This window comes from Collinsella aerofaciens (assembly GCF_039758965.1).
Lineage (GTDB): Bacteria > Actinomycetota > Coriobacteriia > Coriobacteriales > Coriobacteriaceae > Collinsella > Collinsella aerofaciens_BR.
Window position 1 is genome coordinate 1 of sequence record NZ_JBDMSL010000008.1, and the last position, 19424, is coordinate 19424.

Below are 19424 nucleotides of genomic sequence, written 5' to 3' on the forward strand. Positions count from 1 at the left end.
TTGTCGCAGCCCCGACCCGCGGTCACGAGCGGGGGCTCCTATCTTTTTAGTGCCCTCGGATTGGGTCATAGTGTCTGGCGTTGCCAAAGCATCGGCGTCGCCTTGGCCCAGATGCGGCACTTGGAGACGTTCGGCACTTGGGGACAGTCCTAGTCATTGGGGACAGGTTACTTTGCACCAAGTTGGCGCATATGAACCTGACCCCTTTGCACCAATGGGTTGTAGCGGTAGAGCAGATTTTCCCGTCTGCCGATTTGTGTCTTGAAAAATGTATATAACGACTATAACGTAGTGTGAAACATATTGGAAACAATACCGAGGAGGCTGCGTTGAAGAAAAGCAATCTGGGCTATGTGCTGGTGCTGGTCGCCGCGCTTATGTGGGGCAGCATCGGAATCTTTGTAAACGGCATCTCGGCCATGGGCGTTTCATCCCAGAGCATGGCTGCCTTTCGCTTGTTGGTCGGAGCGCTTATCTTGGCACCGGTCCTGATGTTTATGGGCTGCCGTCCGGGTGAGGGGTCTACCGTGGCTCAGGGTCCGCTGGCCCTGTTCAAGGCAAGCCCCAAAGAGCTCGTCCCCTGCGCGCTTGTCGGTATCGTCGGTCTGGCCGCCGCCAACACCTGCTATTACGAGTGCATGGGCGAGGTCGGCATGTCCACGGCCTCGGTGCTGCTTTACACCTCGCCGGTGTTTGGTGTCATGCTCGGCCGCGTACTTTATCGCGAGGACGTGACCCCCAACAAGCTCGTTGCCATTGTCTTTAACATCGTTGGGTGCGTGCTTGCAGTGACCAATGGCGACCTTTCCGGTTTCCATTTTTCGGTTTGGGGCGTCACGTCGGGCGTGATTGCAGGCCTTTGTGGTGCGTCGCTCGCGGTGTTTAGCCGGATAGCAACCAAGACGGTCCACCCGCTGGCTGTCACGTTTTGGGGCTTTGTTTTTGGCGGTGCGGTTATGGCGGCTATCGCGGCTCCGTGGCCGGATGTCGCCGCGGCAATGTCGCCACAGCTGCTGCTGCTGTTCCTTGGCTTTGGACTCATCCCCACAGCTGTGGCCTACATCTTATATATGCAGGGTCTGTCCATGGGGCTCGAGACATCGAAAGTTCCCGTCGTAATGTCATTCGAGACGGTCGTCACCGTACTGGTGGGCATTGGCATCTACGCCGAGCCCGCCGGCGCGATCAAGGTCCTGGGCATCGTGCTGGTGCTCGCGTCCATCCTGATCATGAACACCGACTTCTCCAAGCTGCGCAACAGTGTGTTTGTCGGTCATGTCGTTGAGAGCATGACCTTTAAGCCCAACGCGTGGTGGACGGAGAAATCGCAGGACATGGATCTGTTTAAGGAGCGCACCGGCATCGCGCTGGAGCCCACCGTGCAGGAAAGCCCCTGGTACTTTGTGCGATAGAGGATTGCGCGCAGGGTCTGACCTCGGGTTATCCAGCCAGCGCCGGCCTACCCGGCCCCAACGTTTCAAGTACGTTAAACCCGTCAACGGTCGATTTTCACCCGCGAACGGTCTTTATACTAATTAGCAATATAAGCAACGTATAAGACGTTATAATGACCATAACGAAAAGGAGGAGGCAAGATGAATCAGATCATTCTCGCATCTCATGGCGGCCTGGCCGCAGGCGCCAAAGACACGCTCGAGATGGTTCTCGGCGACGTGTCGAACGTCCACGTCGTGTCGCTTGCTCGTGACGACAAGGAGCCCATCACCGATAAGGTGGACGCCATGATCGCCACGTTCAACGCGGACGACACCGTCTATGTGCTGACCGATATGCTCGGCAGCTCGGTCAACAACAACATGGTCGAGCTTTCCAAGAACGGCACGAAGTTCACGGTTGTCAGCGGTTTCAACATCCCGCTGGCACTGACGCTCGCTATGAGCCCCGTCCCCATCAAGGGCGCCGAGCTCGCGGCCCTCATCAACGAGGCCCGTACCGGTCTGACCAACCCCAACGCACCGGTCGAGGCTGCCGCGGCTCCCGCCAAGAAGGCCAAGGCGCCCCGTCACAGCTCCGGTCCCGCCAAGATCGTCCTCGCACGTCTTGACTACCGTCTGCTGCACGGCCAGGTCGTCTTTACCTGGACCACCAAGGTTCAGGCCGAGCGCATCATCGTCGTCGACAACGCTGCCGCCAACGATGACATCAAGAAGGGCGCTCTTAAGCTGGCCAAGCCCCAGGGCGTGCGCCTGAACGTCTTCACCGTCGAGCGTGCCCTCGCCAAGATGGACAAGCTCAACACCCTCGGCGAGCGCGTCATGTTCGTCTTTGGCAACACGGCCGAGATGCTGCAGTTCTGCCAGGGCTACAAGCTCGACGCCATCAACCTGGGCGCCACCGCCAACCACGACGGTGCCGATCAGATTGGCGGCAAGGACAGCTCCGTCTTCCTCGACGCCACCCAGAAGGCCGACGTCAACCAGCTGCTCGACATGGGCATCAAGCTCTATGTCCAGCAGACCCCTACGTATCAGAGCGTCGACATCGACGCCAAGCTGTAATCAACCAGGCTTTTGCCTGACTGAAAGGAGAAGGGTATGAATACGTTCATCAGTGCGGTGCTCGTCGGCCTCGTCGGCGTGTTCTGCATGTGGGACTCCCGCCTGCTCGGTCGTCTTAACTTCGAGCAGCCCCTCGTTGGCGCTACGCTCGTCGGTCTGCTGCTGGGCGATGTGCCCACCGGCCTTGCCGTCGGTGCCGCCGTCGAGCTCGTGTCCATGGGCCTGGTGCAGGTCGGCGCCGCCGTTCCGCCCGATATGGTCCTGGGCGGCATCGTGGCCGCTGCCTTTGCGTGCCTGACCGACGCTTCCGCCGAGACCGCCATGACGATCGCCATCCCGGTCGCCGTCCTGGGTCAGCTCCTCGGCATCGTGTTCCGTTCCATCATCGCCGTCCTCACCCATGTGGCAGATAACGCGATCGATAACGGAAAGTTCAAGACCGCCTACCGTATGCACATCTGCGCCGGCTCCGGTTTGTACGCCATCATGTACTTCCTGCCGATTTTCCTCGCCGTCTTTGTTGGCACCGACCTGGTTCAGGCCATCGTCAACATGGTTCCCGAGTGGCTGTCCACTGGTCTTAACGTTTCGACCAAGATCATGACCGCCTACGGCTTGGCTCTGCTGCTCACCATGATGATCAAGAAGGGTATGACTCCGTTCCTGTTCATCGGTTTCCTGCTCGCCGCTTACCTCAACCTGTCCGTCATCGCGGTCGCTCTGATCGGTGTGTGCCTGGCTGTCGTCTTCATGGGCTTCAAGTTCAACGGTTCCCATGCAGCCGCCGGTGTCGATTCCGACTACGATCCGCTCGAAGACGACGAAGACTAAGGAGGAACACACTATGGCAACCGCAACCAAGGACGTGTCCCTGAACAAGAAGGTCAGCCAGTTCTTCTGGCGCTCCTGGGCCATCCAGGCCTCTTGGAACTACGAGCGTCAGATGAACATGGGCTTCCTCTACGGTATGGTTCCCACGCTCGATCGCCTCTATCCGGACGAGTCCGACCCCAAGCAGCTTGCTGCTAAGAAAGAGGCTTACCACCGTCACATGGCGTTCTACAACTGCACCCCGCAGACGAGTGCTTTCATCCTGGGCCTCGCCGCCTCCATGGAGGAGGAGTACGCCAAGGATCCCGAGAACTTCAACCCCGATTCGATTAACGCGGTCAAGACCTCCCTTATGGGCCCGCTTTCCGGCATCGGTGACTCCTTCTTCCAGGGCACCATCCGCGTTATCGCCTTTGGCTTGGGCGTTCAGCTGGCTCAGCAGGGCTCCATCATGGGCCCGATCCTGGCCCTTCTCATCTCCATCGTCCCCTCCGTGCTGATTACTTGGTTCGCAGCCAAGATGGGATATCAGGGCGGCCACGAGTACCTGAGCAAGCTTCAGGGCGGCGACCTCATGGAGAAGCTCATGTATGTCTGCGGCATCGTGGGTCTTATGTCCGTGGGCGGCATGATCGCCACGCTGATCGGCGCCACCACCCCGCTGCAGTTCGCTGACGGCACCGTCGTGATCCAGGACATCCTGGACAGCATGATGCCCCAGATGATCTCCCTTGGCCTCACCGGCCTTATGTACTGGCTCATCAAGAAGAACGTCAACACCGGTTGGCTTCTCGTGATCGCCATTGTGGGCGGCATCGCCCTCTCCGCGGTCGGCATCCTTGCCTAGTCGCGACTAAGCGCCTAACCGCTTTCCCCCGGGGGCCTGCCTGGCATCCCATACCCCAGGCAGGCTTCCATCCCTAAATGTGTCAAAGGGACAGTTCCTTTGACACATCCTCAACGGACCGGCGACTCGGTCCAAATCACGGTAACCCTGCGAGCGCCCGGCAATGTGGCGCCGCAAATAATTGAAAGGAATGTGTCAGATGTACGAGATCGACCTTAACCTCCCTAAGCAGATTGTCGCTGACGTCCTGTCCAACCACGAGATCCACAGCGTCGCCTTCGTCGGCTGCGGTGCCTCCATGTCCGACCTTTACCCCGCCAAGTACTTCCTGGCCAACAACACGGACAAGCTGAACGTTCAGATCTTCACCGCTAACGAGTTCAACTACGACACGCCTTCCTGGGTCAACGAGCACACCTTCGTGATCACCTGCTCCCTCGGTGGCTCCACGCCCGAGACCGTCGAGGCCAACAAGACCGCCAAGAAGCACAACTGCCCGGTCGTCTCCCTCACCAACAAGGCTGGCTCCGCTCTGACCGTCGACGCTGACTACGTCATCGTCCACGGCTTCCATGCCAACTATGCTGCCAAGGCCGAGAAGCCCGCCTACGCCATCGCTCTTGCTCTCGAGATCCTTCAGCAGACCGAGGGCTATGATCACTACGAGGACATGATCACCGGCCTCAACAACATCTTCGAGCTGATCGAGAACGCTGCTCAGTCTGCCAAGGGCCTGGCCAAGCAGTTCGCTCAGGACTTCAAGGACGACAAGATGATCTACTTCATGGCCTCCGGTGCCTCCGAGAAGATGGCTTATTCTAACGCCGCCTTCCTGTTCACCGAGATGCAGTGGATCGACGCTGCTTCCTACAACACCGGCGAGTACTTCCACGGCCCGTTCGAGGTTTCCACCGAGGGTAAGCCCTACGTCTTCCTCATGTCCGACGGTGCTACCCGTCCGATGGACGCTCGTGCCCTCACCTTCCTGCAGCGTATGGGTGCCAAGGTCGCTCTGATTGACTCCAAGGACTACGGCCTGGCCGACGCTGTGCCGGCTAGCGTCCTCACCTACTTCAACCCGCTGCTGCACCTCGCCGTTATGCGTGAGTACGGCAACCAGATCGCCGAGGCCCGCCAGCACCCGCTGACCATGCGTCGCTACATGTGGAAGCTTTCCTACTAATCACAAGTAAGTAGACCTTACGGGTTGATTGAGAGGGGATGGGGTTTGTGCCCCGTCCCCTTTTTGCTTTGGGGGCGTGTCTGTCGCGCCGCAAAACCCCAGATAAAACCTACCAAAATAAACCTGTCCCTTTTTGGCAGGTGGGAGGAGATGCGTATGATCAAAGCGGTGCTGTTTGATATGGACGGCGTGCTGGTCGATACCGAGTGGTTCTACAACCGTCGTCGCGTGGCGTTTATGGAAGAGAAAGGGTTCCACTTTGACGAGATCCCCGATCTTTCGGGGTCTAACGAGCCTGCCATTTGGGAGGCGCTGGTGCCCGACGATGTTGAGCTGCGCGAGCGTCTGCGCGTGGAGTACAAGCAGGTCTACAGCCCGGACCATCCCGTTCCGTATGCCGAGCTGCTCAACGAGCAGACGGAGCCGGTGATGCGTGAGCTGCACGAGCGCGGCGTGATGTGCGCCATCGCGAGCTCGTCCTATCGCGAGCTGATCGACGAGCTGGTGGAGATCGCCGGTATCGCCGACGTGCTGGACTACACCATCAGCGGTCACGAGTGCAGTGCGTTTAAGCCCGACCCCGAGATCTACCTGCGTGCCATGGAGGCGCTGGGGGTGGAGTCTGCCGAGTGCCTGGTTATCGAGGATTCGCCTTTGGGGATCGAGGCTGGCAAGCGCTCCGGCGCCCGAGTCCTGGCGCTGCGTCCGCACGAGGGCGTCAACCTCGATCAATCGCGAGCCGATGCCGTTATCGATAATCTGACCGACATTTTGGCCGCTTTGTAGTGTCAATCCGCCGCGAGAAGCGCGGGTTCAAACGTTTTTTGCGGTGGACTGGCTCAATTTGGTTTCGATTTTGATCCGTTTGGCTTCGATTCGGGCTAAGTGAGTAGACTTTTTGGCGCAGGCCAAGCACAATGCATATCTTCCTTTGTAAAACCGCAGGTCACAGGGGTGGCGGTTTTGGGTGTGCTCGGCAGATCGTAAAAAGTCTACTCACTTGTAATTTGGGCCTTTGGTCGTGGGGGTTGCTGGTCCCGCTTTGGTTGTCGAGGGAGGGTGAATTGAAGCGCCCCCGCACGCTCCATGCTACAATCGCGGGCATGCCCCACAACCACATCTGCCTTCGAAAGGAGCCTACGTGGCGAACGCCATCGATCAGCTCACGGACCGCGTGCTCATGCTCGGCCGCCTTACCATCGTCCGCCGCGCCATTACTGCCGTGGCGGTCACAATTTCCGCCGTTCTCCAGACATTTCTGATCCAGGCGTTCATTCAGCCCGCCGACCTGCTTCCGAGCGGTCTCACCGGTGTCGCGGTCCTGCTTGATCGCGTTACCTCGCTCGGCGGCGTTCACATCGACATCTCGCTCGGTATGCTCGCGCTCAACATCCCCGTGGCGCTCCTATGCTGGAGCGGCATTAGCAAGCGCTTCGTCATCTTCTCGATGATGCAGGTCGTGCTCTCGTCGCTGTTCCTCAACATCTTTCACTTTGCCCCGTTTTTGGGCGACAAGATCATGCTCATCATTTTTGGCGGCGTGGTCTCGGGTCTGGGCGCTGCCATCGCGCTTAAGTCCGGCGCATCCACCGGCGGCACCGACTTTATCGCGCTGTGGGTCTCCAACCACACGGGCAAGACCATCTGGGGCGTCATCTTTGGTTTCAACTGCTTTATCTTGGCGATCTTTGGTTTTATGTTTGGCTGGGACAAGGCGGCGTACTCCATCGTGTTCCAGTTTATTTCGACCAAGACCATCGACAGCTTCTATCGTCGCTACGACCGCGTGACGCTGCAGATCACGACGCGCAAGGCGGACGAGGTCATGACCGCCTATGTTGACCATTTTCAGCATGGCATTAGCTGTGCCGAGGTCATTGGCGGATACAGCCGCGAAAAGATGTACCTGCTGCACGCCGTTGTCTCGACCTACGAGAGCCAGGACATTATCAAGCTGGTGTGCGACATTGATCCCAGCGCCGTGATCAATGTGTTCCACACGCTCAACTTTGTGGGCGGCTGGTGGGGCGGTCATGTCGACGAGCCCATGCCCACGGCCGTGCCCGATCCCGACAAGCCCGCGCGCATGGCCAGCAGGCAGGCGCGCCTTAGTGAGCAGGACAGCCTGCAGCAGGACGACGGCAAGTAGGGTTTTGGCATTTTACCGGCCCGGCGCAACCCTTCCGTATGAGCCCCACGAAAGCCCCGTTGCTTTCGAGGGACTTTCGTTTGCCCAGATAAAACCTGCCAAAATGAAGCTGTCGCTTTTTGGTAGGGAGGGTGTATCGTTTTATCAATATGAGGTAACATGAAACTAGACGTTATATACGTATTAGTTATTTCAATATTTCGATAAGAGTGATTAGATATGCCTGCGCCCAAAAATGCACCGCTTTACCAGCAGATTTACGACGAAATCAAGGATGCGATCGAGAAAGGTGTTTATGCACCCAAGGAGCGTATTCCGTCCGAGCTTGAGCTAGCCGAGCAGTACGACGTGAGCCGCATTACGGTGCGCCGCGCCGTCGAGGAGCTGTGCTCCGATGGCTACCTGGTTAAGCAGCAGGGCCGTGGCACCTTTGTCTCCACGCCGCACATCAACCGCCAGTTCCACGCTTCGACGCTGCAGACGTTTACCGCGCTGTGTGCCGATAATGGCATGAAGGCGGGCGCGCATGTGGTCGATCGCCAGATTGTGCCGGCACGTCAAAACGAGATGGAGTTCTTTGGCCTGCAAAAGGACGCGCTGCTGCTGCATATTAAGCGCGTGCGTACAGCCGACGGCGAGCCCATCTTTGAGGAGAACATCTTTGTGCCGTTTGACGCCTACCGTGAGCTGTTGACGGCCGATCTTGAGGACAAGTCGATTTTTGCCGAGGTCGAGCGTGTTGGCGGAACGCCAATTGTCTCGGTTGGCTACCGCACGGTCGAGGCCGTTCGTGCCAATACCGAGCAGGCGGCCGAGTTGGGCATTGCTCCGCACGATCCGCTGCTCAACCTGCGTGCCGGCTTTATCGGCCCCAATGGCGAGCCGGTCCTGATGGGTAAGCAGTACTACGTGGGATCGCGCTACGTTATGGTGATGTAAGTTACGCGGTTTTGCCAAACCGCGTAACGGCTCGACGCTGCAAACGCCCCTAAGCGGCAATCTGACGTTCAATCGTCGGTCGCGTACCAAAGTACGCTTCCCTCCTCTTTCACGTCACCTTGCTCGCTTAGGGGCGTTTTCGCTGACTTTTGCTCAACCTGCGGGATTTCCGCGCTTGTCAAGAGACTAGTCGTTGGGGACGTTCTTAAACGACTGGTCATTCAAGAACGTCCCCAATGACTACCCGCAGAATGAGCGTGGCTGACAGCCGGGCGACGCCGGTCCGCGTGGCGGCGTATAATCGGCGGCAGATGACTTAGACGTTAGGAAACCATGACCGATAGCATGCAGCAGATGGCGCTCGACACGCTCGGCGCCTATTTTGGCTACACCTCGTTTCGCCCGGGGCAGGACCGCATGGTGGATGCGATTCTTGCTGGCCGCGATGCGCTCGGCGTTATGCCCACAGGCGCCGGCAAGTCTATCTGCTACCAGGTGCCCGCGCTCATGCTGCCCGGCATCACCTTTGTGGTGAGTCCGTTGCTGTCGCTTATGGAGGACCAGACCCGCGCGCTGCTCGCGGCGGGTGCGCGCCCCAGCTATCTCAACTCCAGTCTTACTCCGGCCCAGCAAAATACCGTTCTCAAGCGGGCGCGCGAGGGGCGCTACCAGCTTATGTATGTGGCGCCCGAGCGCCTGCTCGAGCCGCGCTTTTTAGCCTTTGCGCAGGAAGCCGCGGCGGACGGTGGCATTGGCGTTCCGCTCGTGGCCATTGACGAGGCCCACTGCGTGAGCCAGTGGGGCCAGGATTTTCGCCCCGCTTACCTGCAGATTCGCGAGTTCATCGATTCCCTGCCGCAGCGCCCCATCGTGGCGGCGTTTACCGCCACGGCGACCGAGCGCGTGCGCGCGGACATTCAGCAGATGATCGGCCTGCAAAATCCCGCGACGGTAGTGACGGGCTTCGATCGCAAGAACCTCTACTTTGGTTGCGAGGAGATGGGCGACAAGGCCAAGACCGCCTGGGTGCGCGACTACGTGATCGCGCATTCGAGCGAGAGCGGCATCGTGTATTGCTCGACCCGCAAGACGGTCGACGCGCTGGCCGCGGAGCTTGCCGAGGCACTGGGCCCCAGCGGCATTCGCGTGGGCCGCTACCATGCCGGCATGGGCAACGACGTCCGCCGGCAAAGCCAGCGCGCTTTTATCGACGACGACATCCAGGTGATGGTTGCCACCAACGCCTTTGGCATGGGCATCGACAAGCCCAACGTGCGCTACGTGATCCACAACAACGTGCCCGAGAGCATCGAGGCCTACTACCAGGAGGCGGGCCGCGCTGGCCGCGATGGCGATCCGGCCAGCTGCCATCTGCTGTGGAACGGTAACGATTTTCGCATGCGCCGCTTTCTGATCGATCGCGGCGATGCTGCCGACGAGGCGCTCGATGACGAGCAGCGCGCGTGGGCGCTCCAGAACCGTTATCGCTTGCTCAGCCAGATGGAGGGCTACTGTAATACCACCGGCTGTCTGCGCGAATACATGCTGCGCTACTTTGGCGATGAGGCCGCGGCCGAGCATGCTGCTGCGGCTGGTGCGGGCGCCACCGCCACGGACGACGCCGAGGGCTGCGGCAACTGCAGCAACTGTCTCACGCAGTTCGAGGTCGAGGACGTCACCGATATGGCTCGCGCCGCTGTGCGCTATGTGGCCACGCGTCCCATGCGCTTTGGCAAGTCGCTGATCGCCGATGTGCTCCACGGCGGCAACACCGAGCGCATTCGCCAGATGCATCTGGACGAGGACCGCGGCTACGGTGAGCTGCCGAGTGAATCGGTCGGGCGCATCAAGGACATCATCGGCCAGCTGTGCGGCCGCGGTTATTTGGCCACTTCGCAGGGGCAATACCCGGTCGTGGGGCTGGGCCCGCGTGCCGCCGAGGTCGAGGATGAGGCGTTTGCCTTTACCGTTAAGCGTCGCGCGTCCAAGCGCAAGGCCTCGGCCCGCGCCCGCCGCGCCGTCGATCTGCTGCGCGAGGAGGCCGAGCTGGATCAGCGCCCGCGCGTGGGCGACGATGCCGAGCTGTTCGAGCGCCTGCGTGCCCTCCGCAAGGAGATCTCGACCGAGCTGGAGATGGCGCCGTACATGGTCTTTTCCGACAAGGCCCTGCGCGGCCTGTGCCGCCTGCGCCCGCAGACGCGCGACGAGCTGATCCAGGTCAACGGCATTGGCGAGAAAAAGGCCGACGCCTTTGGCGAGCAGTTTATGGCGGCAATTGAAGAGTTTGAGTCCGAGCATGCGCGGGATGGAGCGTAACGATGGTAGCCGATAGCAAGACCGACCGTACTGACGTGTCCGCCGTACCGCTGTACCAGCAGGTCATGGACGACCTAAAGGGCGAGATCGCGCGCGGTGTGTACGTGGCCGGCTCGCGCATTCCTTCCGAGATGGAGCTCGCGAAGTCCTATGGCGTGGGACGCGTCACCGTGCGTCGCGCCATCGAGGAGCTGTCGCGTGCGGGGTATCTCAACCGCCAGCAGGGGAGGGGCACCTTTGTGTGTGCGCCCAAGCTCAAGCGCAAGATTCGCCAGAAGGGTGACGTCCAGAGCTTTACTGAGGGTTGTGCTGCCAACGACATGGTGCCGGGTGCGCGTCTGGTGTCGCGCACGGTGGTCGCGGCGACGCACGAGGATGCGGCGTTCTTTGGCGTGGAGCCCGGCTGCGAGCTTATCGTGGTCGAACGCGTGCGCACAGCCGACGGCATCCCTGTCATGCTCGAGAACAACGCCTTTGTGCTCGCCGACCATCCCTACCTGCAGACGCTTGCCGACAAGGACCTCACGGACAATTCCATCTTTGCGCTCGTTGCCGAGCATTCGGGTCGCGCGCCGCTCAAATCCGACCCCTGCACCGTGGAGATTGCGCTTGCCGATGCCCAAACGGCCCCGCTGCTGGAGGTGCCGGTCGGTGAGCCGCTCTTCTATATGGAGGCCTACTTTACCGACGCCGGTGGGCACCCTCTGTTGCTCGGTCGCCAAAAGATTGTGGGCTCGCGCTACGTCTTCGACATCTAACGTCCACAGATAGAACAACATAGAACAAATTTGCTAAGATGACTTCACGGGCGTTGTTGCACGTGTTATAAATAGGACAACATAGAACGACAGCAGGTACGAGCTGCCGTCGCTCAAAACCGCCGCACAAGGAGGAGCATCAGGATGAACGCACACGATCTGATTCAGGAAATCATCGAGCGCAAGGGCAAGATTGAGAACGTCTTTTGGATCGCCTGTGGCGGTTCGATGATCGACCTGATGCCGGCCAACGAGCTGCTCAAGCGCGAGGCCACCACGTTCACCTCGACGGTCTACACGGCACGCGAGTTTTGCCTGATGGCCCCCAAGAGCCTAGGGCCGAAGTCGCTCGTTATTGCCTGCAGCCACAGCGGCAACACGCAAGAGGTCGTCGATGGCTGCGAGATGGCGTTGGCTGCCGGCGCCGAGGTCGTCGCCATGACCGACTGCGAGGGCTCCAAGATTGACAACGGCAAGTGGGTCACCTGGGTCTACCCGTGGGGCGAGGGCGTGCCGCAGGCCGAGGTGCCGCAGGGCATCGGCGCTCTGATCGCCGCCGAGCTGCTCGACCAGCAGGAAGGCTACGAGGCACTCGCCGACATGTACGAGGGCCTCAAGCAGATGGATGCGCTGCTGCCCGCCGCCCGCGAGAAGGTCAACGCCGAGCTGGGCGCCCGCTTTGCCGAGCTCTGCCAGCAGCACAAGTTCTTCTATATCCTGGGCTCCGGACCCAACTTTAGCCAGACCTACGCCATGGCCATCTGCTCGCTCATGGAGATGCAGTGGCAGCACTGCTGCTACATCCACTCCGGCGAGTACTTCCACGGCCCGTTCGAAGCCACCGAGCCCGGCGTGTTCTACTTTGTGCAGCTTGGCGCGGGCGAGTGCCGCCCCATGGAGGAGCGCGCTCTTGCGTTCCTCAACACGCACACCGACACGATCATGGTGCTCGACGCGCTCGAGTACGGCGTGGGCGAGGTACCTGCCAGCGTGCGTTCGTACCTGGAGCCGATCTTCTTCTACAACATGAGCTGCGAGCTGCGCGCCGCCCGCGGCAAGGTCTTCGACCACAGCCCCGAGGTTCGTCGCTACATGGGCATCGAGCAGTACTAATATACCGGGAATAGCCTCTCACGACGGGGTCTGCGCTGCGCGCAGGCCCCGTTTTGCGTTGTGGCGGCCGGATTCGTGTCTGCGCGAAAACGAAGGTGAATACTTTTCCGCGAAGTGAACGACCTATTTTGGACCCCCGAAGCATCCACACTTTTTGACGCCAAAACTGCAGGAAAAACTTGGCGAAACCGCAGGAAGCGGCGTCTGAAAAGTGTCGATGCTTCGGGGGCTCGTTTTTGCTCGTTCACTTCGCGGAAAAGTATTCACCTTCGATTCGCAAGGGCACTGCGTGAGTCAAAAAGGCGGGCCGCGCCGGGGATTTCCGGCGCGGCCCGCTTGGTATCGCGCTTAGATTCGCAAGGTTGCGGCAGCCAGCGGCCTACTTTGCGTCGTAGGCCTCGGCGTCCCACCAGTCGAGCTGGGCAATGTTGTCGCGGATGTGCTGGCAGCTCTTGTGGAAGCCCTCGAGCTCGTACTCGGACAGGTCGAGCGTGTAGACCTCCTCGACGCCCTCGGCGCCGATCACGCACGGCAGGGATGTGAAGATGCCCTCCTCGCCATACTGGCCGGTCATGAGCGTGGAGGCGGAAAGCACGGCGTGCTCGTTGTGCAGCACGGCGGCGCAGACGCGCGCGGCGGAGTTGGCGACGGCGTACTCGGTGCACTGCTTGCCTTGGTAGGTCACATAGCCGCCCTTGCGCGCGAGCTCCTCGACCTCCATGTGGTCGAAGGCGTACTTGTCGGGGTTTTCGGCCTGAAGCTCGTTGAGGCTCTTGCCGGCGATGGTCGCCGACTTAAAGGCAGCCAGCTGGCTAAAGCCGTGCTCGCCGATCATGTAGGCGTCGATGGACTTGGGGCTCACGCCGACCTTCTTGGAGATCTCGGTGCGCAGGCGGGCGGAGTCCAGGCCGCAGCCCGAGCCGATGATCTTCTTGGGATCGTAGCCGGTCAGGTGCCACAGCTCGGTGCACACGACGTCGCAGGGGTTGGAGATGCTCACAAAGATGCCGTCGAAGCCGGCGTCGACGATGCACTTGGCAAAGGTGCGGGCGGCGTCGGTGGTAAAGAACAGCTCGCCGTCGCGGTTGCCGGCGGCCAGCGCGACCTTACCGGCAGCGTTGACGATGACGTCGCAACAGGCCAGCTCCTCGTAGTGGTCGTAGCAGTTGACGATCTTGGTGTTGTACGGGACAAACGAAAGGGAGTCGCGCAGGTCCTGGACCTCGGAAGTCACCTTGGCCTCGTTGATATCGCACAGGTACAGCTCGTCGGCAATGCCCTGCATGAGCAGGCTGTTGGCGACATGTGCTCCTACGTGGCCCTGGCCGACCACACCGATCTTACGCGTCTGGTACATACGAGTATCCTTCCGGCCGAGTTTTTTGCGTCGAACCATTGTAGCGTCCTGCCGTCACTTTGCTAGACTAAAGCGCCGTAGATTTTTGGGACATGCCTTAATCTCTACTTTTGGAGTGATTTGGGCCGCTGACGGCATCGCTGGGCGATGTGCTCGCGCGGATAGGGCTGCTCGTTGTACCATAGCTGCAACTGACTCGTAAGGAGCATCCATGCCCATTCGCATTCCCGACGCCCTCCCTGCCGCCGCGCAGCTCGAGAGCGAGAACATCTTTGTCATGACCGAGTACCGCGCGCTGCACCAGGACATCCGCCCGCTGCGCGTGCTCATCCTCAACCTCATGCCCACCAAGATCGCCACCGAGACGCAAATCATGCGCAAGCTCTCCAACACGCCGCTGCAGGTTGAGGTGGATCTGCTGCGCACCAAAACGCACGAGGCCACGCACGTGAGTGCCGGTCACTTGGAGACGTTCTATCGCACGTTCGACGACATCCGCGATATCCACTACGACGGCCTGATCATCACGGGCGCGCCGGTGGAACAGATGCCGTTCGAAGAGGTCGACTACTGGCCCGAGCTCTGCCAGATCATGGATTGGTCCACCACGCATGTGCACTCTACGCTGCACATTTGTTGGGGCGCGCAGGCGGGCCTGTACCATCATTACGGCATCCAGAAGCACGACCTGCCGGCAAAGGCGAGCGGCGTGTTCGAGCATTATCTGGTGAAGCCGCAAAGCCCGCTGGTCCGCGGCTTCGACGACCGCTTCTATGCCGTGCATTCGCGCAACACCGATGTGCGCCGCGAGGACGTGGAGGCCGAGCCGCAGCTTGAGGTCGTGGCCGTGTCCGACGAGGTGGGCTTGTACATCGTCAAGTCGACCGACAGCCGCCGCTTCTTTGTCTTTGGCCATCCCGAGTACGATACCGACACGTTGCGCCTGGAGTACGAGCGCGACGTGAAGCGCGGGCTCAACCCCCAGGTGCCGGCGCATTACTTCCCAGGTGACGACCCCACCGCCGAGCCGCGCAACGTCTGGCGCAGCCAGGCTCAGCTGCTCTACACCAACTGGCTCAACTACTACGTCTACCAGACCACGCCCTACGACCTAGCCCGAGCCGGCGAGGAGCACTAGGCTGCGATGGTACTGCTGTAGCCGTGGCTGATGTGGCGGCGATTAGGCGCTGATGATGTGGGGTAGCGGCAGGTCGTGGGCATCGGTGGGGACGTGGTCGATGCGTTGTTCGTCGAAGGCGATGCCGACGATTTGACATATGGGCGGGAGCATGGGCAGGTAGCGGTCATAGCAGCCGCCGCCGTAGCCCAGACGCGCGCCGGTTTGGTCGAAGGCCACGAGCGGCACGATAATCATGTCGAGAACATCGGCAGGCACGATAGGGAAGCGATCGCTGTCGATGTCCATGGCCGTGAAGGCCCGCGTGGGGTGGGCGATAAACGGAGCCGCGGACGCATCGCCGGCGGCAACTGCCCGCATGCACATGCGCTGGCCACAAGCTGCGGCGTCTGTTGCCGAGAGCATGCACGGATAGGCCACGCGCCAGCCGCGTTTGGCGGCCGCAGCGGCAAACGCGGCTGGGTCGACCTCGGAGCCCATCGCGGCATAGATGGCAACGGTGTGCGGCGCCGCGGCATCCAAGCGATCCAACAGCTCAACAAGCCGCGCACAGATAACGGCAGACTTCGCTGCTCGCACATCCAAATCAATCGCATCGCGCCGGGCAATCACCGCCTGCCGCAATCCATCCTTGTCCATCCCAACCTCCTCTAGCAAACCTGCCAAAAAGGGACAGGTTTATTTTGGCAGGTTTTATCTGGGTAAACAGCAAAAACAACCACGAAGGGGACACACGCACCTTCGTGGTGGTCTGTGCTGTGATGGGCGTCTGCGGCGGTTTGTCTCGATCTGTAACAGTAACTCGGCAAAATTGGACTTAGATGTTACAGATTGAGACAAAAGGTCGGCGTCGTCTGGAAACGTCTCGATCTGTAACATCTGGAGCCGATATTGCCGCCTTAGCGTTACAGATCGAGACAAATCGGCAGACTGCGGCAAAAGAAAAAGGTAGATTTTCGGGCATGTCCCAAAAATCTACCTTTAGTGCGTTAGCCCAGCAGGTCGATGACGTTAAAGCCGACGTTGCTCTTGGCGATGACGTCTCGGCCGCCAAAGACGCAGGTGGGCGACTCGGCTGCGATGCGCGTCACGTCGGCGCCGAGCGAGCGCAGCTCACCGGGCGTGGCGGCGAGCATCTGGGCGCGACGCTCCTCGCGCGCATGCGGATCGAGCCCGGCCAGGTAGGTCGTGTTGCGGCGCTTGGTGAGCGCGTACGGCTTCACCGGCGCGTCCATGCCGCTCACGCAGCTCACAATAAAGCCCTCAAAGGCGGCCTCGTCGGGCTCAAAGCTGCCAAGCCATGCGCCCGCGCGCGCCACGCGCTCAATCGAAGGATCGATCGCCGGGTCGCGGTAGGTGTAGAACGCCGTCTGGCGCTCGCCGGCTGCGCGGAATCCGCAGCCGTACGCACCGCCCTTCACGCGAATCTCGTTCCACAGGTAATCGTAGGAGAGCGCGTTGGCAGCCACGGCCCAAGCGCCTGTCACGTCAATGCCCAGGCGACGCGGATCGCACGCACGCGCGGCAAAGCAGATGTCGCTGGGGATCACGAAAGCCTCGTGGCGGTCGCACGGCGTCGGCACCGCGAGCGCGCCGCGGTCGGCACCATCGCCCGCACCCAGCCCCAGGTCACCCGCGGCATCCCAGTACGCGTCAAAGTCCTCGTCGCTGCCGGTAAAGCTCGCCATGCAGCCGTCGGCCACAAAGATGCGGCCTGCCAGCTCGGCAAGCTTGGTACGCAGCCCGTCCACGCGCTCGTCAAAGTGCTCGAGCAAATCGCGCAGGAACAGGTAGAAGTCTACGCCCGAGAGCTGCTCACGCACCACGGCCGAAGGCGAGCTGTAGCTCATCGCGCGACCGAGCGCCGCCGAGTGGCCGTTGTTGATAAAGCCCTGCTCAAGCCCAATGCGAATTTGCGTGAGCACGTCGCGCATGCGGTCGGCGTCGGCGTCTGCCAAAAGCGTGCTCGACCATACCTCGCGCGGCAGACTCGCCAGTGCATCGATCTTCTCGGACAGGGCGCCGGCGCTCACCAGCAGGTAGGGGCGCACGCCGTCTACTTCGGGCTGCGTCATGACTTCGGTCGTAAAGCTCAAAAAGCCGAGCTTGCCAGCGAGCAAGTTGTCGAGTTCCTCGGCCGAGTGCTCGCGCGTGGGCAGCTGCTTAAGCAGGCGGCAGAGCAGTGTCACATAGGGCAGGTCCTCAAACGCGACGCAGCTCAGGTCGAAATACTGCATGGCGTAGGCCAGACGGTTGGTGGGGATGTCGTGGCGCAGGCAGGGGATGGGCGTGGTCGTGTCTACGACCAGCGGCGGCTCGGGGCGCGCCTCGCCAATGTCGGACACGCGCAGGCGCGGCAGCGTGGCCTTGGCCTCGGGCGTGTCTTCTGCCTCCTGCGCGGCACGCAGCGCGGCCGTGCGCTCGACCACGTCGGCCAGCTCGGCATCGGTCATGGCATCGCGCTTGGCTGCCAGCTCGGCGGCTTCGGCACCCTCCGCACCCTCGGCGGCGTCCACCGGCACCAGCTCGACCAGTGCCATGTGGTCGTTTTCCAGCACCAGCTCGCGCAGCAGGTCCTCAAAATAGCTGCCGTCCAGCTCGCTGCGCAGCTCCTCGTACACCGGGCCGTACTTGAGCGCCAGCGTCGCGGCGTCGTCATCGTAGAGCCACGTGCTCAGCGCGTCGCACGCAATGGCCACGCCGTCGGCGATGCCGTAGTCGCGCTGACGCAGGTCGTATTCGTTGCTGCTGATGATGGCTTCCAGGCGCTCGCGCGGAACGCCATGCTCGCATAGGTCGCGGCAGGCGTCCTGGAACACGCGGCGCAGCTCGCGCGCCACGCCGGGCTGTGCGTTTTGCAGCATGATGAGCTCGTAGGGCTGCAGGCTCTCGGCCGCGGTGTAGCTCACCACGTTGCCGCCCATGCCGGCGGCCAGAATGGCCTTCTTAACTGGCGCTTCGTTGGAGCCCAGCAGTGCCTCAAACAGGATATCTGCTGCGATCGTGCGTTTGCGGTCGAGCGCGCTGCCCAGCACAAGACCCAGGCCCACCAGGGCGTTCTCGGGCGTGGTAGCCATCTCAACGCGCTTGTACTCGCAGGTCACGGGCGCCTGCACGCCCAGCGGATTGGGCGCCATCGTGGACGGGTCCTCGCCGGCGGCGACGGCAGCGTCCATGCGGCGGCTCGCGGCACTCGGCTGCGACAGATAGCGCTCGTCCAAAAAGGCCAGGGCGCGGTCCACGTCCAGGTCGCCGTAGAGCGTTATATAAGAGTTGGAAGGATTGTAGTGGCGCGCGTGCGTGTCCAGGAACTGCTCGTAGGTGAGCGCGGGAATCGCGCGCGGGTCGCCACCGCTCTCGTGTGCATAGGCGGTGTCGGGGTAGAGCGCGGCGTTGACGGCGTCGTCCAGCACACTCATGGGGTCGGACAGCGCACCCTTCATCTCGTTGAACACCACGCCGTTATAGCGCAGCGTGCCCTCGCGCAGGCTCGCGGAGCCGCCGTCGCCCTCGCCCTCGACGCTCTCCGGCAGGTCCAGCTCGTAGTGCCAGCCCTCCTGCTCAAAAATGGTGGGCTTGGTATAGATGGCCGGGTTGAACACCGCGTCCAGGTACACGTCCATCAGGTTGTACAGATCCTGCTCGTTGGTGGTGGCAACGGGGTAGATGGTCTTGTCGGGGTAGGTCATGGCGTTGAGAAACGTCTGCATGGAGCTCTTGATCAGATCGACAAACGGCTCCTTGACGGGGAACTTAGCCGATCCGCACAGCACCGAGTGCTCAAGAATATGGAACACGCCGGTGGAATCGGCCGGCGGCGTCTTAAAGCCAATGGCAAAGGCCTTGTTTTCGTCGTCGCATGCCAGGTACAGCAGGCGAGCGCCCGAGGCAGTGTGTCGCAGCACGTAAGCGTCCGAGTCGAGCTCGGGCACGGTCTCGCGGCGCTCGACGGCAAAGCCGTGGCAGGTAGTGCCGGGCACCAGCAGTGTAGCGGCTGCGGCGCGCGGGTCGGTTGAGGTGGTGGGCATATGCAGTCTCCTTTGACGCCCCAGCGGGAGCGAATCGAGTCGAATCCTCGAGAGTATACCCATATGGGGCCGCGACCCTGCGGCGAACTGGAGACGATGCAGCCGGATTGGGCATAGGTCCCGCGTGCCCGCCGCACGAGCGTGGAAAATTGGACACTCGCCAAACGAGAGTGGATATTCGGACGGACGAGCGAGGATTTCCGGATACCTATCGAACGAGAGTGGATATTTGGACGGAATTTGCCG

General features: G+C 61.2%; 15 protein-coding genes. 12 read left to right on the forward strand and 3 right to left on the reverse strand.

Features of this window, described 5'->3' with window-relative positions:
• The first annotated feature begins 329 nt into the window (after nt 1–329).
• From ABHU32_RS03495 to ABHU32_RS03545, 11 genes are all read left to right on the forward strand, one after another.
• On the forward strand, nt 330–1412 hold the full coding sequence (locus ABHU32_RS03495; RefSeq protein ID WP_346978982.1) for a DMT family transporter: 1083 nt from the start codon (nt 330–332) through the stop codon (nt 1410–1412).
• Between the two features lie 183 nt (nt 1413–1595).
• A complete protein-coding gene (locus ABHU32_RS03500) occupies nt 1596–2519 on the forward strand; it encodes a PTS sugar transporter subunit IIAB (protein ID WP_346978983.1) in 924 nt (307 codons plus the stop codon).
• A gap of 36 nt (nt 2520–2555) precedes the next feature.
• Nucleotides 2556–3350 carry a PTS mannose/fructose/sorbose/N-acetylgalactosamine transporter subunit IIC gene (locus ABHU32_RS03505; protein WP_195246997.1) on the forward strand — a complete coding sequence of 265 codons (795 nt, stop codon included), beginning with the start codon at nt 2556–2558 and terminating at the stop codon, nt 3348–3350.
• A 13-nt stretch (nt 3351–3363) separates the two neighbouring features.
• A complete protein-coding gene (locus ABHU32_RS03510; RefSeq protein WP_161115155.1) occupies nt 3364–4197 on the forward strand; it encodes a PTS system mannose/fructose/sorbose family transporter subunit IID in 834 nt (277 codons plus the stop codon).
• A gap of 190 nt (nt 4198–4387) precedes the next feature.
• The gene (locus ABHU32_RS03515; protein WP_346978984.1) at nt 4388–5380 is read left to right on the forward strand and encodes an SIS domain-containing protein; all 993 of its coding nucleotides are present in this window, start codon (nt 4388–4390) and stop codon (nt 5378–5380) included.
• A 156-nt stretch (nt 5381–5536) separates the two neighbouring features.
• A complete protein-coding gene (locus ABHU32_RS03520; protein WP_346978986.1) occupies nt 5537–6166 on the forward strand; it encodes an HAD family hydrolase in 630 nt (209 codons plus the stop codon).
• Nucleotides 6167–6521: 355 nt separating this feature from the next.
• Nucleotides 6522–7529 (forward strand): YitT family protein, encoded by a 1008-nt coding sequence (locus ABHU32_RS03525; RefSeq protein WP_346978987.1) that lies wholly within the window; start codon nt 6522–6524, stop codon nt 7527–7529.
• A gap of 219 nt (nt 7530–7748) precedes the next feature.
• Nucleotides 7749–8468 (forward strand): GntR family transcriptional regulator, encoded by a 720-nt coding sequence (locus ABHU32_RS03530; protein ID WP_346978988.1) that lies wholly within the window; start codon nt 7749–7751, stop codon nt 8466–8468.
• Between the two features lie 333 nt (nt 8469–8801).
• Entirely contained in the window at nt 8802–10784 is a 1983-nt protein-coding gene (locus ABHU32_RS03535; RefSeq protein ID WP_346978989.1) for a RecQ family ATP-dependent DNA helicase, read from the forward strand.
• A gap of 2 nt (nt 10785–10786) precedes the next feature.
• Nucleotides 10787–11542, forward strand: a complete 756-nt coding sequence (locus ABHU32_RS03540) for a GntR family transcriptional regulator (protein WP_346978990.1) — start codon at nt 10787–10789, stop codon at nt 11540–11542.
• A gap of 144 nt (nt 11543–11686) precedes the next feature.
• On the forward strand, nt 11687–12655 hold the full coding sequence (locus tag ABHU32_RS03545) for an SIS domain-containing protein (RefSeq protein ID WP_346978991.1): 969 nt from the start codon (nt 11687–11689) through the stop codon (nt 12653–12655).
• A gap of 379 nt (nt 12656–13034) precedes the next feature.
• On the opposite strand, the gene ABHU32_RS03550 is transcribed toward ABHU32_RS03545, so the two are convergent.
• Nucleotides 13035–14012 (reverse strand): L-lactate dehydrogenase, encoded by a 978-nt coding sequence (locus ABHU32_RS03550; protein ID WP_346978992.1) that lies wholly within the window; start codon nt 14010–14012, stop codon nt 13035–13037.
• A gap of 211 nt (nt 14013–14223) precedes the next feature.
• Here ABHU32_RS03550 and metA point away from each other — a divergent pair, with 211 nt between their 5' ends.
• Entirely contained in the window at nt 14224–15150 is a 927-nt protein-coding gene (metA, locus tag ABHU32_RS03555; protein ID WP_117773265.1) for a homoserine O-acetyltransferase MetA, read from the forward strand.
• A 42-nt stretch (nt 15151–15192) separates the two neighbouring features.
• Here metA and ABHU32_RS03560 read toward each other — a convergent pair whose 3' ends face one another.
• Together ABHU32_RS03560 and ABHU32_RS03565 are read right to left on the reverse strand one after the other, a co-directional pair.
• Nucleotides 15193–15789 carry a 5-formyltetrahydrofolate cyclo-ligase gene (locus ABHU32_RS03560; protein ID WP_346978993.1) on the reverse strand — a complete coding sequence of 199 codons (597 nt, stop codon included), beginning with the start codon at nt 15787–15789 and terminating at the stop codon, nt 15193–15195.
• Nucleotides 15790–16139: 350 nt separating this feature from the next.
• Complete coding sequence (locus tag ABHU32_RS03565; RefSeq protein ID WP_346978994.1) at nt 16140–19178, reverse strand: insulinase family protein; 3039 nt, start codon at nt 19176–19178, stop codon at nt 16140–16142.
• Nucleotides 19179–19424: the final 246 nt, after the last annotated feature.

What these genes read in the sequence shown, in the direction of transcription:
- ABHU32_RS03500 (WP_346978983.1), top strand. Translation starts at nt 1,596, where the DNA reads ATGAATCAGATCATTCTCGCATCTCATGGCGGCCTGGCCGCAGGCGCC.
- ABHU32_RS03505 (WP_195246997.1), top strand. Translation starts at nt 2,556, where the DNA reads ATGAATACGTTCATCAGTGCGGTGCTCGTCGGCCTCGTCGGCGTGTTC.
- ABHU32_RS03510 (WP_161115155.1), top strand. Translation starts at nt 3,364, where the DNA reads ATGGCAACCGCAACCAAGGACGTGTCCCTGAACAAGAAGGTCAGCCAG.
- ABHU32_RS03515 (WP_346978984.1), top strand. Translation starts at nt 4,388, where the DNA reads ATGTGTCAGATGTACGAGATCGACCTTAACCTCCCTAAGCAGATTGTC.
- ABHU32_RS03520 (WP_346978986.1), top strand. Translation starts at nt 5,537, where the DNA reads ATGATCAAAGCGGTGCTGTTTGATATGGACGGCGTGCTGGTCGATACC.
- ABHU32_RS03530 (WP_346978988.1), top strand. Translation starts at nt 7,749, where the DNA reads ATGCCTGCGCCCAAAAATGCACCGCTTTACCAGCAGATTTACGACGAA.
- ABHU32_RS03535 (WP_346978989.1), top strand. Translation starts at nt 8,802, where the DNA reads ATGACCGATAGCATGCAGCAGATGGCGCTCGACACGCTCGGCGCCTAT.
- ABHU32_RS03540 (WP_346978990.1), top strand. Translation starts at nt 10,787, where the DNA reads ATGGTAGCCGATAGCAAGACCGACCGTACTGACGTGTCCGCCGTACCG.
- ABHU32_RS03545 (WP_346978991.1), top strand. Translation starts at nt 11,687, where the DNA reads ATGAACGCACACGATCTGATTCAGGAAATCATCGAGCGCAAGGGCAAG.
- ABHU32_RS03550 (WP_346978992.1), bottom strand. Translation starts at nt 14,012, where the DNA reads ATGTACCAGACGCGTAAGATCGGTGTGGTCGGCCAGGGCCACGTAGGA.
- metA (WP_117773265.1), top strand. Translation starts at nt 14,224, where the DNA reads ATGCCCATTCGCATTCCCGACGCCCTCCCTGCCGCCGCGCAGCTCGAG.
- ABHU32_RS03560 (WP_346978993.1), bottom strand. Translation starts at nt 15,789, where the DNA reads ATGGACAAGGATGGATTGCGGCAGGCGGTGATTGCCCGGCGCGATGCG.
- ABHU32_RS03565 (WP_346978994.1), bottom strand. Translation starts at nt 19,178, where the DNA reads ATGCCCACCACCTCAACCGACCCGCGCGCCGCAGCCGCTACACTGCTG.